The sequence below is a fragment of the Rhodococcus sp. W8901 genome, assembly GCF_013348805.1.
Classification (GTDB): domain Bacteria; phylum Actinomycetota; class Actinomycetes; order Mycobacteriales; family Mycobacteriaceae; genus Prescottella.
On the sequence record NZ_CP054690.1, the window covers coordinates 4,300,142 to 4,315,915 of the forward strand.

Sequence of the window (15,774 nt, forward strand, 5' to 3'; positions counted from 1 at the left end):
CCGTGTCCTGACGGCAGGGCCCTATCGACTACCTCACACAAGCGCTCGCCCAAGCTCATCCGGAAGCGAGTCACAGAAATCCCGGTATGCGGCCGGCACTGTTCGAAGCTATGGCCCGGGGTTGCCTGCCGGGCCGATGGACAGAAGGAGTCGGACGAGTTCGGCCTGGCGGTGCGTGGTGGTCTTCTCGAAGATGTGCTGAAGATGGGTTCTGACCGTGGTGGTCGAGACGGAGAGTTCCTCGGCGATCGGCCTCAACCCATCGCCCTGAGCGACCCGCAGCGCAACCTCCGCCTCCGTGCTGGTGAGCGCGTACAGCCGGCGCAACATGGCGGTGTCCAATTTGGGTACGCGATCGGGGTCGTCGATCACCACGAGTGCGGTGGCCTTCGATGCGTCCAGTCCGATGGTTTCCTCGACGGTCTCCGCACTGAGAGGGACCACGTGAACTGCATATTCGCATCGTCCGGACGGGCGGGGGCAGGAGACTGAGCCTCCGGAGGAAACACCGTCGCCGTGTGCGTTCAGCGCGCGGTACATGAGAGAGCGGAGTTCTCGATCAGAACGCGTGAGGGACGCTGAAATAGATCCCTGCCGATCGAGGTGAAGGCCGTCGCCGGAAACGAAGATTCTCTCGGCTGCGGTGTTGAGGTGCAGAATCCGTGTGTCCGGTCCAATGATCACGATGCCGCGCGACACCTGCTCGAGCGCCGCGGACAGGTCGCGTTCACTCTGCGCAAGGTCCGCGAGTCTCGCTTGGGTGTGAATTGCCTGTTGTAGGTGCGGAATCAACTGTCGGAACGACGAAAGCCGATCGGTGGTTCCGAACGGTTCCGGGCCACGCTCGGCGGCAACTCCCAGCCACGCGGTGTTGCTACCGCTGGTCAGTCGGACGAACAGGCCGTCCTCGAAATGATTGGGGCGGCACCAGTCGGCGTAGAACTCCGTGTTCACGTGGGGGTAGATCAACTCGGTGCCGGTGTGAATGATGCCGATCGGAGCGCTTTCCACGACTTCTGCCACATAGTCGAGTCGACCGTAGTACTCGTTGTAGGCGGCTTGTGCGGAAGGCTCACCACCGACCTGCCAGTCGGCTCGTCGCTTGCTCCTCGACGACGTCAGCAGGCCGGAACCGTGACCGTCGAAGGCGCGTACGAGACCGCGGAGTACCGAATTCCACTGTTCGGGAGCGAGGGCCGTCGCGTAGATGGCGGACACAAGGCGGGAGAATTCATCGACTCTGATCATCGACCACCCCTTGTGGAGGTCGGGTGCACAGCACGGGGTTCTTCGATTATCGCCGATTTCGTCTGTTTGCACGAGGTCGAATTCGGCAATGAGTGATGTTCTGGTTCTGGGCCTTCGAGCACGAATCCGAATTACATCCGCTTTCGGGACGATCATGGACCCACATCTACCCTGAAGCGCTTAGGGAGTCGCGATGGGAGCCGATGAAAACCCTTACTGGCCAATGCTTCCGGATGGATCTCGCTGGTGCACCTCACGTCGGACACCGACCGCTACCGCCAAACTCGAATCCGATCCGGTCGCTTGCACCGCAGTCGTCAACCATTACCAATGGCGGTCCCCAGGCCGCGAAATCGCGTCCATAAGTGACCCACTACACTCGAGGTGAGAATTGTGACATACGCCACTATGCCCATAAATGTGGCAACTCCCGACCAGGCCCATTTGCCGGCCACCCATGACCAGACCCGTCAGACAGTCACCCGATGGACGATCAGCGGTGTCGGAATCGCTCGGATCCTCTACGGCATCCTCCCCCTGGCACTCCTGGCCAACGGATTCGCGGCAGGTACCGGTATCGCGACCGCAGTACTCGCGACCATAGGGGTCGGGTTCGTCATCCAAGGCATCGCCATGACAGCGCTGGCGAGGGCGCTCACCGACATCGACGCCGCCGTGATCATCTCGGTCGTGCTCGATGCACTCGTCGCCGTCGTCGCGCTCGTGCTCATGGTCGCCGGATGGAACCAACTCACCGCTGCTGCAGGACTGGTAGTGCTCGGCGCGATGGCAGCGGCCACCGTCTCCGCTGTCATCGTCACTATGACGTCCACCCCGTTCTGACGCGGGATCACCAGGCTCCGAGCGTCCCATGCCCTCCGATGGAGCGGAGGACCGGCGGCGCATCGAGGTAGTCGACACCAGCCGTCCGGCTTTCCGGCCAGTGTGATTACTGTCACCTGCACGATGCCGCCCGGATGACGTTCGTGGCGTCGCCGGGATCGACGCTGGAAGCACCGTGGCTGCAGTTTGCGATGATGGGTCGCTGGAGGAACCGACTCGACGCGGCGGAACCGGGTCAGGCTCGCCCGTTCGGCCACCCGACTCCGCCGGAACCCTCGTCCACGCGTACGTCGTCAGCGGCAGGATGCGAGTCGGCCAGGGTAACGAGCTCACCGATCTCCACCCCGGCGATGTAGTGACGATCGGCCCGATGGAGCAGGATCTGGGGACGAGGGGGCCCTAGAGTCGGAAGGCGGTTCGACATGGCAGGTACTCCCCGGGAAGCCGGCCGAACCACAGCATCGCGCGTGCTCGCAATCCTGGAGGTATTCGGGGAGGATCCTGGCCCACACGCGTTGAGCACCATCGCGGCCGCGACGAGCATGCCGCTGACGACGGTTCATCGCCTGGTCGGCGAACTCGAGCAGTGGGGCGCACTGCTGCGCGGACCCGACGGCCGCTACCAGATCGGCATCCGGCTGTGGGAAATCGGTCAGAACGCCGGGCTCCGGCTCCGCGACATCGTCCATCCGCCGCTCCAGGACCTCTTCGATCTCACCCACGAGACCGTTCACTTCGTGGTGCGCCGCGGTACCGAAGTGATCTACGTCGATCGCATCTACGGAAGCAGACGCGTCCCCCGACTGGCGCGCGTCGGCAGCCGACTCCCCCTGCACCCGACCGCTGTCGGCAAGGTGCTCCTGGCATACCAGGACCCGTGGTTCAGGGAGACGTACCTGGCCCACACTCTCGAGCGTCGCTCGAGATTCACGATCACCGAACCGGCGCGGCTCGCGCGCGAACTCGACACCATCCGTGAACAGGGCTACGCGAGGACCCAGGAGGAGATGGCCCTCGGGTCCTGTTCGGTGGCGATACCGGTCCGCGCGCCGAACGACGAAGTCGTCGCAGCGATCGGAATCGTGCTCCCGAGCAGCCGATCGGCCGACATTGCGCGCTTCCTTCCCCCACTCCGCGGCACCGGCGCGCGGCTGGAGAAGGTCTTCAAGGCTTTGCCGCAGCCCGTTGAACAGGCAATACGAACCTTCTGGCTCGGTTGATTCCGTTCATCGGAAGATCCTGCTTGGCTGCGTCGCGGGCGGAAGCAAGAGTGGTCCACGTCATAAGGAGGACGACATGGAGACCGCCACCACACGGCACCGAGGCGACGCTGACGACACCGGCCTCCTCGGCAGGGACATCCGGGCTCTCGTTCCGGCGACCGGTGACGTTCCGCACCTGATCGACATGGACCCGCCTCAGGATCGCATCTGGCGGCGCGCTGCTCCGTACCTACGGGTACGGGACAACGACGCCCACACCCTGTATGCCTTCGGCATCGCCCGCGCGCTACTCGACCAGGTACCGGGGGCGCGGCCCGAGATCGTGCTGCCGGCGATCCTGCTCCACGACGTCGGGTGGTCGACGGTCCCGGAGGAACTGGTGCTGGAGGCGATCGCGCCACGGCCGCGGCACCCGGAACTGGTCCGCGTCCACGAGATCGAGGGCGCCGCGATCGCGCGGTCGATCCTCGGCGACCTCGGCACACCCGACACCGACATCGACGAGATCGCCGCAATCATCGACGGTCACGACAGCCGCCGCGAGGCCACAAGCCCCAGCGACGCGGTCGTCAAGGATGCCGACAAGCTCTGGCGGATCACACCGCACGGACTGGCCACCGTCGGCCGATGGTTCGGGCTCGCCCAGTCCGAGACGCTCCGACTCGTGGGGTCCCGAACCCACGCCCACCTGTGCACCGAACCGGCCCGAGTGATGGCTCGCGCGTTCGCCGCGATCGCGTCGACCGACGTGTCACCGCAGCTTCGCGAACTGTCTTCCGCCGCAACGAATACCTCAGACACCGCGCTCTACGAGCACCCGACACCCCGATTCCAGGAGTGAACATGTCCGCGCCGACACAGAAGACGACCGACACCGTCTCCACGGGTGGTTGCCCCGTCGCCCACCATGGCTACGAACCGTTCGACATGAACGATCCGTTCTCGGCCTACGCCCGACTCCGCTCGGCGGAACCCGTCATGTTCGACGAGCGGATCGACTGCTGGGTGGTCACCCGCTACGAGGACATCAAGGCCGTCTTCGACAACTGGGAGGTCTTCAGCAGCGAGAACGCCCAGGCACCGGTGCGTGAACGGGGGCCGCAGGCCAAGCAGATCATGAACGACGGCGGGTTCACCGCCTACTCCGGACTGTCCGCCCGGAGGCCGCCGGAGCACACCCGCATCCGCAAGGCGACCTCGAAGGCGTTCACTCCACGCCGCTACAAGGCACTCGAGCCGTTCGTCCGCGCGAATGTCGATCAGCAACTGCGGGCCCTGCTCGCGCACGAGGACCGCCGCGGTGACCTGCTGCGCGACCTCGCCTACGACGTGCCGACCGTGACGATCCTGACACTGATCGGCGCCGACACGAGCCAGGTCGACCAGTACAAGCGCTGGTCCGACTCCCGCGCCGCGATGACGTGGGGCAATCTGAGCGACGAGCAGCAGATTCCGCACGCGCACAACCTGGTCGAGTATTGGCAGGAGTGCCGGCGACTGGTCGCCCACGCCCACGAGCACGGTGGGGACAACCTCGTCGCCGACCTGGTGCGCGCCCAGCAAGAGGGCACCGAGATCACCGACCACGAGATCGCGTCGGTCTGCTACAGCCTGCTGTTCGCCGGGCACGAGACGACCACGACACTGATCTCCAATACGCTGCGACTGCTCCTGGCCCACAGGGAGCAGTGGGCGGCGCTACGGGACGATCCGAAGAAGATCCCGAAGGCCGTCGAGGAGGTGCTGCGCTTCTCCCCCTCGATCGTCGCGTGGCGCCGAAAGGCACTCGAGGACACGATGATCGGCGAAACGGCCATTCCCGCCGGGGCGAACGTCCTGCTCGTGATGGGCTCCGCCAACAGGGACGAGTCGTACTTCGCCGATCCCGAGACGTTCGACATCACTCGGGACAATGCGCGCGAGCACCTCGCCTTCGGCTTCGGCCTGCACTACTGCCTGGGCAACATGCTCGCCAAGCTCCAGACCCGCGTCGTCGTCGAGGAGGTACTGAAAACAGCGCCGTTCCTCGAACTCGTAGATCCCGACGCGATCACGTTCGGCGAGAACCTGTCGTTCCGGGCCCCGACGTCGGTACCGGTACGGTGGGACGCACTCGGCGAGAGCGGGGCCGACACCGACGGCACCACCGAGACCGCGTCGGCACGGTACATCCAGTTCTTCGACAGCCCGCGGGAACCGCAGCACGATCAGTTGGGCGGCAAGTGCGCGTCGCTGGTGTCGCTGACGGCGGCCGGCATGCCGGTGCCACCCGGCTTCGCACTCACCACGACGCTGTACGACGATTTCATCGCGACGGCCGGAATCGCCGACGAGATCCGTGAGCTGCTCGCCGGCCTCGATCCCGAGGACGTCACCCGCGTGGATGATATCTCCATCCGGATCAGGGACGCGATCACCTCGCGCCCGGTCCCGGAGCCGCTGCGGCGCTTGACGATCGACGCATACGAGCGCCTGCAGTCACGATTCGAGCACCCCGTGCCGGTGGCTGTGCGGTCGTCGGCGACCGCGGAGGATCTGCCCGACGCCAGCTTCGCCGGCCAGCAGGACACCTACCTGTGGCTCAACGGGGTCGACGAGGTACTCGAGCACATCCGGCACTGCTGGGCATCGCTCTACACCAGTCGCGCGATCACGTACCGGCTGAAGAACAACATCCCCGACGCTGGACTCTCGATGGCCGTGGCGGTCCAGAAGATGGTCAGTGCCAGGGTCGCCGGCGTCGCGATGACGATGGACCCCACCAACGGGGACCGCTCGAAGATCACCGTCGACGCGTCGTACGGTGTCGGCGAGATGGTGGTCTCCGGTCAGGTCACCCCGGACAACATCGTGCTCGACAAGGTGATGCTGACCGTGGTGTCCGAGACGATCGGCGACAAACACGCCGAACTGGTTCCCGATCCCGTCTCCCACCGCCTCGTCGAGCGTGAGGTCGACGCCGACCGCCGCGCCTGCCGGAGCCTGAGCGACGAGGAACTGAAGGCCGTCGCCGCGATCGCCAAACGCGCCGAGAAGCACTACGGATGCCCGCAGGACATCGAGTGGGCACTCGACGCCGACCTCCCGGACGGCGAGAACCTCCTGCTGCTGCAGTCCCGCCCCGAAACCGTGTGGTCTGCAAAACCCGCTCAGGACAAGGCAACCGAGACCACCAAGCCTGCTCGACGGAGCTTCGACATGAGCTCGATCAGCCGAGCAATGACCAAGCCGCGCTCCGCCTGATCCGACCGCGCACTCCGCGTACAGATCCAGCACCCGCCCCGCACCGCTTTCCTTCCAGAGGAACTCCTATGACGATGAAGTCCTTTCCGAGCCCCTTCGACCTCGAGACGCCCGCGGGCGCCGAGGGGTGGGAGGAGCTCTACCCGTACAACATGGTCTTCCAGCCGAACCGCAAGGAGGTCGACGACGCCAAGTTCTGGTTCTGCGACAGCCAGCACTGGCCCACGGTCTTCAAGCCCTTCGAGACCATCGGCGGTGAATTCGCCGTCAAGTGCCTGGGCCAGTACAACACCCGGCACCTGCTCATCCCGAACTCCAACGGCATCGAGTTCAAGATGCACCTCGGCTATCTGTACATGTCGCCGATCCCCGCTCCCGAGGAGGAGTTCGACACCCGCGCACCGCAGTTCGAGGAGCGCGCGGCGTACTACTACCAGAACTGGGAGCCACTGCTCGAGCAGTGGCACAAGAAGGTCCGCCAGACGATCGACGAGATGAACGCGCTGTCGTTCGCGAAGCTGCCCGACATGGTGTCGATCGAGGACATCCGCTCGGGGAAGGCCATGGACGGCACCGAGGTTCTGCTCGAGAACTACGACCGGCTGATCCAGCTCTGCTACCAGAACTGGCAGTACCACTTCGAGTTCCTCAACCTCGGGTACATCGCGTACCTCGACTTCTTCGGCTTCTGTAAGGAGGTGTTCCCGAACATCCCCGACCAGTCGATCGCGACGATGGTCCAGGGCGTCGACATGGAGCTGTTCCGGCCCGACGACGAACTCAAGGGCCTCGCGAAGCTGGCCGTCGAGCTCGGGCTGACCGGGCTGTTCGACAACACGGACGACCCGGACGGCACCCTGGCCCGGATCGCGGCGGCGGAGAACGGCGCCCGGTGGATCACCCAGTACGAAGGCGCCCAGGATCCGTGGTTCAACTTCACCGTCGGCAACGGCTTCTACGGCCACGACAAGTACTGGATCGAGCACCAGGAACTGCCGCTCGGCTACATCGCCGACTACATCCGGCGCCTCGGCGAGGGGCAAGACATCATGCGCCCGGTCGCCGAACTGGCCGCCGAGCGCGACCGGATCGCCGAGGAGTACCGCGACCTGCTCGACGACGACACGCGAGAGTCGTTCGACGCCAAGCTCGGACTGGCCCGCACCGCCTACCCGTACGTCGAGAACCACAACTTCTACATCGAGCACTGGACGATGGGCGTCTTCTGGCGCAAGGTCCGCGAGCTCTCCCGCATGCTGCATGAGGAAGGGTTCTGGCCCGAGCAGGACGACCTGCTCTACCTCAAGCGCGGCGAGGTGCGCGAAGCCCTGTTCGACCTCGCCACCGCATGGGCCGTCGGCGCCGAGCCGACCGGACCGCACTACTGGCCCGCCGAGATCGAACGCCGTCGAGGCATCGTCGACGCGCTGAAGTCCCGCCGCCCCGAGCCGGCGCTCAACACGCCCCCGGAGTTCATCACCGAGCCGTTCACGAGCATGCTCTACGGCATCACCACCGAGCAGGTCCAGCAGTGGCTCAACGACGACGACCAGTCCGGCGACAATCTCCGTGGCATGGCCGCGTCGCCGGGTGTCGTGGAAGGCATCGCCCGCGTGATCACCAGTTCAGACGAACTGGCTCTCGTCCAGGACGGCGAGATTCTCGTCGCCCCGGTCACCGCTCCGTCCTGGGGCCCGATCTTCGGGAAGATCAAGGCGACGGTGACCGACATCGGCGGCATGATGAGCCACGCCGCGATCGTGTGCCGCGAGTACGGTCTGCCGGCCGTGACCGGCACCGGGTCCGCGTCGACGCAGATCAAGACCGGGCAACGCCTGCACGTCGACGGCACCAAGGGTGTCGTCACGATCGTGGGCGAGTGACATGCGAACCGTTCTGATCACCGGTGGCGCAGGAGGACTCGGCCGCGCATTCGCGGAAGGATTCGCCGACCGCGGCTACCGGGTGGCCGTCGCCGACATCGACGCCGAGGGCGCCGAGGAGACGGCGAGACAGCTCCGCGAGCGCGGGGCCGAGGCGCTGTCGACGGCGGTGGACGTGACCTCGGTGGAATCCACCGACGCGATGGCGACCGCGGTCGCCGAGTTCGGGGGCGGCCACATCGACGTCCTCGTCAACAACGCCGCGATCTACGCCGGCGTGACCCGGTCAGCTTTCGAGGAGATCGACCCGGGCGAATGGGATCGCGTCATGGCGGTGAACCTGAAGGGGCCATGGATGTGTGCGCGGGCCTGCAGCCCGCACCTGGCAGAGGGCGGATCTGTCGTGAACCTCTCCTCCGCAACGATTCTCAGCGGATCGGCGAATTGGATGCACTACGTCGCATCGAAGGGTGGCGTGGTCGCTCTGACCCGGGTCATGGCCAAGGAGTTGGGTTCGCGGTCGATCACCGTCAACGCGATCGCTCCCGGCTTCACCCTCACCGAGGCCAGTTACGGCCTGATGGAACAGGCCGAGACCTACGGTGTCGACCGCGGCGCGATCAAGCGGGCCAGTCAGCCCGACGACATCGTCGGAGCCGCACTGTTCCTGGCCGGTCCGGACAGCAAGTACATCACCGGCCAGACACTCGTCGTCGACGGCGGCCGACAGTTCATCTAGGAGGCGCAGCAATGCCCACAGTCACCTACACCGATCACGACGGCAACTCCCGCGTCGTCGAAGGCAGTGTCGGCGATTCCGTCATGGAGGTCGCGATGCGCAACGGCGTCGCCGGCATCATCGCCGAGTGCGGAGGCTCGCTGTCCTGCGCGACGTGCCATGTCTTCGTCCGGCCGGACCAGTTCGAAGACCTGTCGGCGATGGACGACATGGAAGACGAGATGCTCTACGGCACGGCGGTGGACCGCCAGGACAACTCCCGCCTGTCCTGCCAGGTCAAACTCACGGACGGCATGAATCTGCACGTGCGCACCCCGGAAACGCAGGTGTGACAATGGTTTCCGACGACTCCGCCGCCGGCAGCGGGCTACTCGTCATCGGGTCGAGCCAGGCCGGCGTCCAGCTGGCCGGCTCGCTCCGCGCCCTCGGGTACGCCCCGCCGATCACCCTGCTGGGCGACGAAAACCACCGCCCCTACCAGCGGCCGGCACTGTCCAAGGAGTTCCTGCAGGGTCTGGTTTCCGCCGAATCGCTGATCTTCCGCAGCGCGGAATACTGGGACGAGCACCGCATTTCGCTGGTCAAGGGTGAGCGCATCACCAGCGTCGAGCGCGGGCCCGACGGGTCGGGCGTCGCCGTCGCGGCGTCCGGCACGAGGTTCCCCTTCGATCGTCTGGCGCTGACCGTCGGTGCCCGCGCGCGAACGATCGACGTACCGGGCCACCACCTGGACGGGGTGCTGTACCTGCGCAATGCCGACGACGCCCTCGAGTTGCGCCGGCGCATGCCGGACGCCACCGACATCGTTGTCGTCGGCGGCGGGTTCATCGGGATCGAGGCGGCCGCGAGCGCCCTGAAGATGGGCAAGAGCGCTACGGTGCTCGAGGCCGGGCCGCGCCTGGTCGGCCGGGCCGTCGGGCCGGAGACGTCGGAGTATCTCCTCGAGGCACACCGCACACGCGGAATGCGAATCGAGTTGGACGCCAAGGTTTCCCGGATCGTGGAAGCGGACGGCGCGGTGACGGGCGTCGAGTTGACCGACGGACGCGTCCTGCCCGCGCAGATCGTGCTCGTCGGCATCGGCGTCGTGCCCAATGTCGAACTGGCGCAGTCGATGGGACTCGTCTGCAACGACGGCGTCCGCGTCGACGAGTACGCGCTGGCCTCCGACGGCACCACGGTCGCCGTGGGTGACTGCGCAAACATGCCCAACCCCGTGCCCGGCGCCGACCCGGGCGACCGGATCCGGGTCGAGAGCGTCAACAACGCCATCGAACACGCCAAGATCGCCGCCTACTCGCTCACCGGGCGCCGCACCGAATACACCAGCATTCCGTGGTTCTGGTCGAACCAGGGCGATCTGAAGCTGCAGATCGCGGGCCTGTCGACCGGATACGACACCACGGTCGTGCGCAGGGACGAGGCGAAAGGCAAGTACACGGTTCTGTACTACCGCGGCGGACGCCTCATCGCGGCCGACTGCGTCAACAACCCGCTCGACTTCATGGCCGTGCGGGGCGCCCTAGCGAAGGGTGCCCACATCCCCGCCGATCTCGCGGCCGACCCTGCGACGGCCCTCAAGACGATCACCGCCGAGAGCGCGGACGCGCTCCCGGCTCCGACTCCATCCGAATCGAGGTAGTGCGCAATGCGTACCCCTACCGCCCTTCCCGTCGACACCTCGCCGATCGTCGTGGCTCCCGACGCCGACACCGACTTGGATCCGATCTGGAAGTCGGTGGTTCCCGAGTCCCGGGCCCGCGGCAACGACATCCACCTGCCCACGTCGTTCGCATACGCCGAGCGCCTGTGCGACTGCTACCCCGAGGCAGACTCGCTCATCGTCCGCGTCTCGATCCTGCTGCACGACACCGGATGGGGGCGTGTCGACGAATCACGGATCATCTCCGAAGGTTTCAGCGGCGACTGGCGCAAGGCCGCGATCCGGTACGAACACGAACGTCAGGGCTGCATCATCGCTCGCGAGGTACTGCCGCCGCTCGGCTACGACGACGAGTTCGTCGAGCGCGTCTGCGAGATCATCGACGGCCACGACACACGGCCCGACGCCAAATCCCTCGAGGACGAACTCGTGCGCGACGCCGACCGTCTGTGGCGCTTCGCTCCCGTCGGTATCGCACTTGCCTCGTCCTGGTTCGGGATGACGCCCTCGGTGTACTGCGACCGACTCGAGAGCGAGATCCTGCCCGAACTGAAAACCGAAGCCGGATACCGGATCGCCGTGGCAGACCTCGATCGGTCCCGCGCGCTGTTGAAGACGGACGTGCTGCGATGACACGGGCCGTGCCGAGCAGGGACCGGGTCGAGCTTCCCTACACACACGTCGACGATCTCTTCGTCGACGGCACCTGGGTCACGTCCACGAGCAACGCGCGCATCGACGTCGTCGACCCGGCCACCGAGGAGGTGTGGGGTTCGGTACCGAACGCCTCCACTCGCGACGTCGATGCCGCGGTCGGCGCCGCCGACCGTGCCTTCCGCGGACCGGGGTGGTCGGATCTGCGTCCGTCCGACCGCGCGGAGTACCTGCTGCGGATCGCGGACGAGATCGAGAAGCGGGCCGAACCGATGTCGTGGACGAACACCCGAGAGAACGGCAGCCCTGTCGCCGAGACCTCGGGTAGTGCGGCGAATGCCGCCGGGATCTTCCGCTACTTCGCATCGCTGGCGTCGTATCTCGAGCGCGACGACGAGCGCCCCTACCCGAACGGGCTCGGCACGACCACCGTCTTTCGCGACCCGGTCGGCGTGTGTGTCCTCATCGCGCCCTGGAACTTCCCGATCAACCTCGTCGTCGCCAAGCTGGCGCCCGCACTCATCGCCGGCTGCACCGTCGTGATCAAGCCTGCCGAAACCACCCCTCTGTCGATCCGGTTCGTCATCGAGGCGGTCGCGGCCGCCGGCGTCCCACCCGGCATCGTGAACCTGGTGACCGGGACGGGCGCCGTCGGGGACCACCTCGTGCGCCATCCTCTGGTCCGTAAGGTTGCATTCACCGGGTCCACCCCGGTCGGCAGGAAGATCGCGGCGGCGTGCGGTGAACTACTGCGGCCGGTCACACTCGAACTGGGCGGCAAATCGTCGGCGATCGTGCTCGAGGATGCCGATCTGGACGCCTTCGCCCAGGTGTTGATCCGGTCCTGCATGCGCAACACGGGCCAGACCTGCTACATCTCGACCAGAATCCTCGCGCCCGCGGCGCGGTACGACGAGGTCGTCGACACCGTCACGCGCACCGTCGCCGCGGCCAAGCATGGGGACCCCTTCGACGGCGACACCGTCTTCGGACCATCGGCGACCGAGGCGCAGTACGGGAAGGTCCTCGGGTACATCGAGGGCGCTCGTGCCGAGGGCGCCCGCCTCACCACCGGCGGTGGCCGCGCTGACACGGACCGCGGGTACTTCGTGCAGCCCACCGTCTTCGCCGATGTCACTGCGGAGATGACCATCGCCCGCGAGGAGATCTTCGGACCGGTCGTCACTGTCATGCGGTACGAGACCGTCGACGACGCCGTCGCGATCGCCAACGACACCGCGTTCGGTCTCGGCGGAATCATCTTCTCCACCAACGAGGATCGTGCCATCGAGGTGGCACGCCGGATCGACACCGGATCGGTAGGCATCAACTTCTTCGCCTCGAACCACAGTGCGCCGTTCGGAGGACGTGGAGACTCCGGCCTGGGAGTCGAGTTCGGAATCGAAGGTCTGAACGCCTACCTCACACCGCAGTCCGTCCACCACCGGCAGTAGTGCGCGACCCCACGGGCCCGTCCACGTCCTGTCCCGTTTCCGGACCGAACGGATAGGCTGCCGTCGCTGGTCGGAACGCACGAATCATCTGGGGGCGAAGAGTCGATGACGAGATCCAGGGCGCTGCGGTTGATCGCGGGTGCGGTCGGGGTGGCGGGACTCGTCGCGGGCGTGGCGGCACTGGCCACATTCCGCTCGGGTGCCTCCAACAACATCGTGATCGTGCTGGCATCGTTGGCGCCGCTTCTGCTGTTGGCCACCGTGGTCGGCGCGATCGTCTCGGCTGTCGCACGACAGTGGCTGCTGCTCGCCGCGGCCGTGGTCGTCGTCGGGCTCGGCGGCTGGGCGTACGGCCCGTTGTACGTCGCGGGTGCGTCCGGAGAACCGGTGGTGGACGAGAACGGACCGTCGATTCGCGTGATGCAGTCCAACATCATGGTGGGTTCCGCCGATCCGGAGGCCCTGGTGCGGATGGTGCGAGAACGTGACATCGATGTGCTCACGATCCAGGAGTTGACCGACCCGTCCGTCGAGGCCCTGCGGAAAGCCGGGCTCGAGGACCGTCTGCCCCATCAGGTTCTGGCCCCGCACACCACCGGCGGCGGCGGTGGCGGCATCTACAGCCGACTGCCGTTGTCGAACGGCCGCCAGGTGGAGGGAATGGCACTGACCAATCTGGTGACCGAGGTCGATGCCGGACTCGGCCGGCCGGTGATCCTGTACGACGTGCATCCGGTGCCCGCGTACATCGCGCCGGCAGCACATTGGACGGAGGATTTCGATCGGTTGCGCGCCGATATGGATTCGTCGGCCGCGCACGACAACGTCATCGTCAGTGGCGACTTCAATGCCACTTACTCGCACAGCAAGTTCCGCGATCTGCGCCACGGCGGATACGTCGATGCGGCCGACCAACTGGGCGCCGGGATCCTGCCGACGTATCCCACCGACAAGCGCTACCCCGCAGTCGTCGGGATCGACCACATCCTCACGAAGGGCGGCACGGCAACCTCGCTCGAGCGCATCGACGTAGTCGGATCCGACCACCACGGGCTGGTCGCGGACGTGCGGCTCACGACCGGATCCTGAGCCGGAACGAGTTGCATCAGAACGGCGGCGGTTCGTCGGTCTCGTTCGTGCCGTCGGCCGTTTGGCGGTGTCTGCGTCGCGGGAGGTGCGGGACGAGCGTGTTGTCGAGGTCGGTCATCGCGACCCCGCCGGGAAGAGTGACCGTGGTGGTGCCGTAACTGCTCGACCACACGAGGATGCCGCCCGCCAACATGGTGGCGGTGATGCGGTCCATCGTCTTGAGGTTGTGGTGGAACTGGCACAGGCACTGCAGGTTCGACGGAATGGTCCAACCACCCGCGATCGGGTTGCGGTGTGTGAAGGCGACGATGTGGTCGAGTTGGCAGCGGGCCGCGGGCACCGAGCAGCCCGGGAACCGGCAGTGCCCGTCGCGGGTGCGGACCATGCTCGTGGTCGATGCGTCCGGCCGGTACGTGAGGGCGCCGTGCGGTGGCTGCGCTTGTCCGCCGTGCCCGTCCGGGAATCGCCCGCGCCGCAACGTCGCGTCGGTGTCGAGCCTGTTCAGAACGTCCGCAATCGTGGTGCCCTCTCCGACCGGTGGCGGTCCCGGCAGTGGTGGTGGCCGATCCCACCACGACGACGGGATCGGCGATTCCGGCAACCGTCCCCCTCGGTGTCGGCGGCCCCGGGCGCGGAACACCTGCAGGCCCTGACGTCGCTGTGGCGCGGATTCGGTTGCGTTGCCTTGGCCGCCCGGCGCCGCCGAAATGGTGTCCGCATCCGGACCTGTACCCGTATCAGTCTCGGTGGGCTGCGTCGACGGTGTGAGCCCCAGTTCTGTTGCGAGATCGCGCATCTCCGTGAGCATCGCCCGCCACGTCCCGTCCTCCGCCAACAGCCGGGCGAGGTGCGGATCGATCGGACCGTGCCCGTCCAGGTATGCGGGCGAGGCCGTCAAGCCCAACAGGGTCGCCACATCGACGGTGATCTGCACCAACGGCTTGCGCCGCGACGGCATCGACGCGACACCAACCTTCGGGCACCGCTCGCTTCCGCACGTGCAGGACAGGGCGGATTCGCCGTGCAGCGACGCCATCAACGCATCCACCAGCAGCGCCTGCCGGCCACGCCGATCTTTGCCGCACACCGTGCCGGCCATCTCGCACACCAACTGCCAGGCCGCCTGCCCCTGATCCGCGGGAAGCACCGCCGAGAACTCCGACAACGGACCCAGGCGCCGGACCCTCACCCGACACTCCGCCTCCGCGAGTTCCCGATCCGACGCCGCCTCGCCCGGGCTGGCCCGCAGGATCAACGCCCGGATCTCCCGACCCAACGCCGCCGGCGCCAACCTGCGGGCCGACGCCACGATCTCCGCCTCCAACAACGAGAACGTCTCCGGCAGTAGCCCGGCCGTCTCACGATGAATCCGCCACGCCCGGGCGTAGTCCAGATCTCCGGCGAGGAACGCCGCCCGCGTCAACGGCAGCCGCAACCGCAGGTCCACCCCCAGATCGCAGAAATGCGACGCCATCGTGTGTGAACACCCCAACCTCGTCGACACCTCCGCGACCGCCTCGTTGCCACAATCCCGAATATCGCCGCCCCGCAACGCCACATCCCGCTCGAGCGCCGACAGCATCAACTCGCCCGCCAGCAGAACCTTCCGCGCCGCATGCGCATTCTCGATCCGCGCCAACTCCGACAACACCACGAACCGCGCCGCGTCCCCCGCGACACCACCGTCCGTCGGTATCTCGCCGACCCCACCCCCGGTATCGAACATACTTTCGAC

13 protein-coding genes and 1 pseudogene are annotated in these 15,774 nt (G+C 66.5%); 12 read left to right on the forward strand and 2 right to left on the reverse strand.

Going from position 1 to position 15,774, the window contains the following annotated elements; all coding sequences use genetic code 11:
- Positions 1-108: 108 nt before the first annotated feature.
- Positions 109-1,404 (reverse strand): helix-turn-helix transcriptional regulator, encoded by a 1,296-nt coding sequence (locus tag HUN07_RS20135; RefSeq protein WP_114718911.1) that lies wholly within the window; start codon positions 1,402-1,404, stop codon positions 109-111.
- Between the two features lie 264 nt (positions 1,405-1,668).
- Between HUN07_RS20135 and HUN07_RS20140 the strand changes: the two genes are divergently transcribed.
- The 12 genes and pseudogenes from HUN07_RS20140 to HUN07_RS20190 all read left to right on the forward strand — a co-directional run bounded on the left by HUN07_RS20140 (position 1,669) and on the right by HUN07_RS20190 (position 14,039).
- Positions 1,669-2,091, forward strand: a complete 423-nt coding sequence (locus HUN07_RS20140; protein ID WP_174912246.1) for a hypothetical protein — start codon at positions 1,669-1,671, stop codon at positions 2,089-2,091.
- Positions 2,092-2,558: 467 nt separating this feature from the next.
- Positions 2,559-3,311 carry an IclR family transcriptional regulator gene (locus tag HUN07_RS20145; protein ID WP_254622615.1) on the forward strand — a complete coding sequence of 251 codons (753 nt, stop codon included), beginning with the start codon at positions 2,559-2,561 and terminating at the stop codon, positions 3,309-3,311.
- A 76-nt stretch (positions 3,312-3,387) separates the two neighbouring features.
- Positions 3,388-4,155, forward strand: coding sequence for an HD domain-containing protein (locus HUN07_RS20150; protein ID WP_114718908.1), 768 nt, complete (start codon positions 3,388-3,390; stop codon positions 4,153-4,155).
- A gap of 2 nt (positions 4,156-4,157) precedes the next feature.
- A pseudogene (locus HUN07_RS20155) lies at positions 4,158-5,426 on the forward strand (cytochrome P450); the annotation flags it as partial.
- Between the two features lie 57 nt (positions 5,427-5,483).
- Entirely contained in the window at positions 5,484-6,557 is a 1,074-nt protein-coding gene (locus HUN07_RS26685; protein ID WP_114719001.1) for a PEP/pyruvate-binding domain-containing protein, read from the forward strand.
- A 68-nt stretch (positions 6,558-6,625) separates the two neighbouring features.
- Positions 6,626-8,440 carry a PEP-utilizing enzyme gene (locus HUN07_RS20160; RefSeq protein ID WP_114718907.1) on the forward strand — a complete coding sequence of 605 codons (1,815 nt, stop codon included), beginning with the start codon at positions 6,626-6,628 and terminating at the stop codon, positions 8,438-8,440.
- A 1-nt stretch (position 8,441) separates the two neighbouring features.
- Positions 8,442-9,179 (forward strand): SDR family NAD(P)-dependent oxidoreductase, encoded by a 738-nt coding sequence (locus tag HUN07_RS20165; RefSeq protein ID WP_114718906.1) that lies wholly within the window; start codon positions 8,442-8,444, stop codon positions 9,177-9,179.
- An 11-nt stretch (positions 9,180-9,190) separates the two neighbouring features.
- Positions 9,191-9,511: a 2Fe-2S iron-sulfur cluster-binding protein gene (locus HUN07_RS20170; protein ID WP_114718905.1), complete on the forward strand. Its 321-nt coding sequence runs from the start codon at positions 9,191-9,193 to the stop codon at positions 9,509-9,511.
- Between the two features lie 2 nt (positions 9,512-9,513).
- Complete coding sequence (locus HUN07_RS20175; RefSeq protein WP_114718904.1) at positions 9,514-10,821, forward strand: NAD(P)/FAD-dependent oxidoreductase; 1,308 nt, start codon at positions 9,514-9,516, stop codon at positions 10,819-10,821.
- 6 nt (positions 10,822-10,827) lie between these two features.
- Positions 10,828-11,475 (forward strand): HD domain-containing protein, encoded by a 648-nt coding sequence (locus HUN07_RS20180; protein WP_114718903.1) that lies wholly within the window; start codon positions 10,828-10,830, stop codon positions 11,473-11,475.
- Positions 11,472-12,950 (forward strand): aldehyde dehydrogenase, encoded by a 1,479-nt coding sequence (locus HUN07_RS20185; protein WP_174912249.1) that lies wholly within the window; start codon positions 11,472-11,474, stop codon positions 12,948-12,950. Before HUN07_RS20180 ends, HUN07_RS20185 begins: the two co-directional genes overlap by 4 nt.
- 105 nt (positions 12,951-13,055) lie before the next feature.
- Entirely contained in the window at positions 13,056-14,039 is a 984-nt protein-coding gene (locus tag HUN07_RS20190; RefSeq protein ID WP_174912252.1) for an endonuclease/exonuclease/phosphatase family protein, read from the forward strand.
- A 16-nt stretch (positions 14,040-14,055) separates the two neighbouring features.
- Here HUN07_RS20190 and HUN07_RS20195 read toward each other — a convergent pair whose 3' ends face one another.
- A complete protein-coding gene (locus HUN07_RS20195; protein ID WP_174912254.1) occupies positions 14,056-15,765 on the reverse strand; it encodes an HNH endonuclease signature motif containing protein in 1,710 nt (569 codons plus the stop codon).
- Positions 15,766-15,774 lie beyond the last annotated feature (9 nt).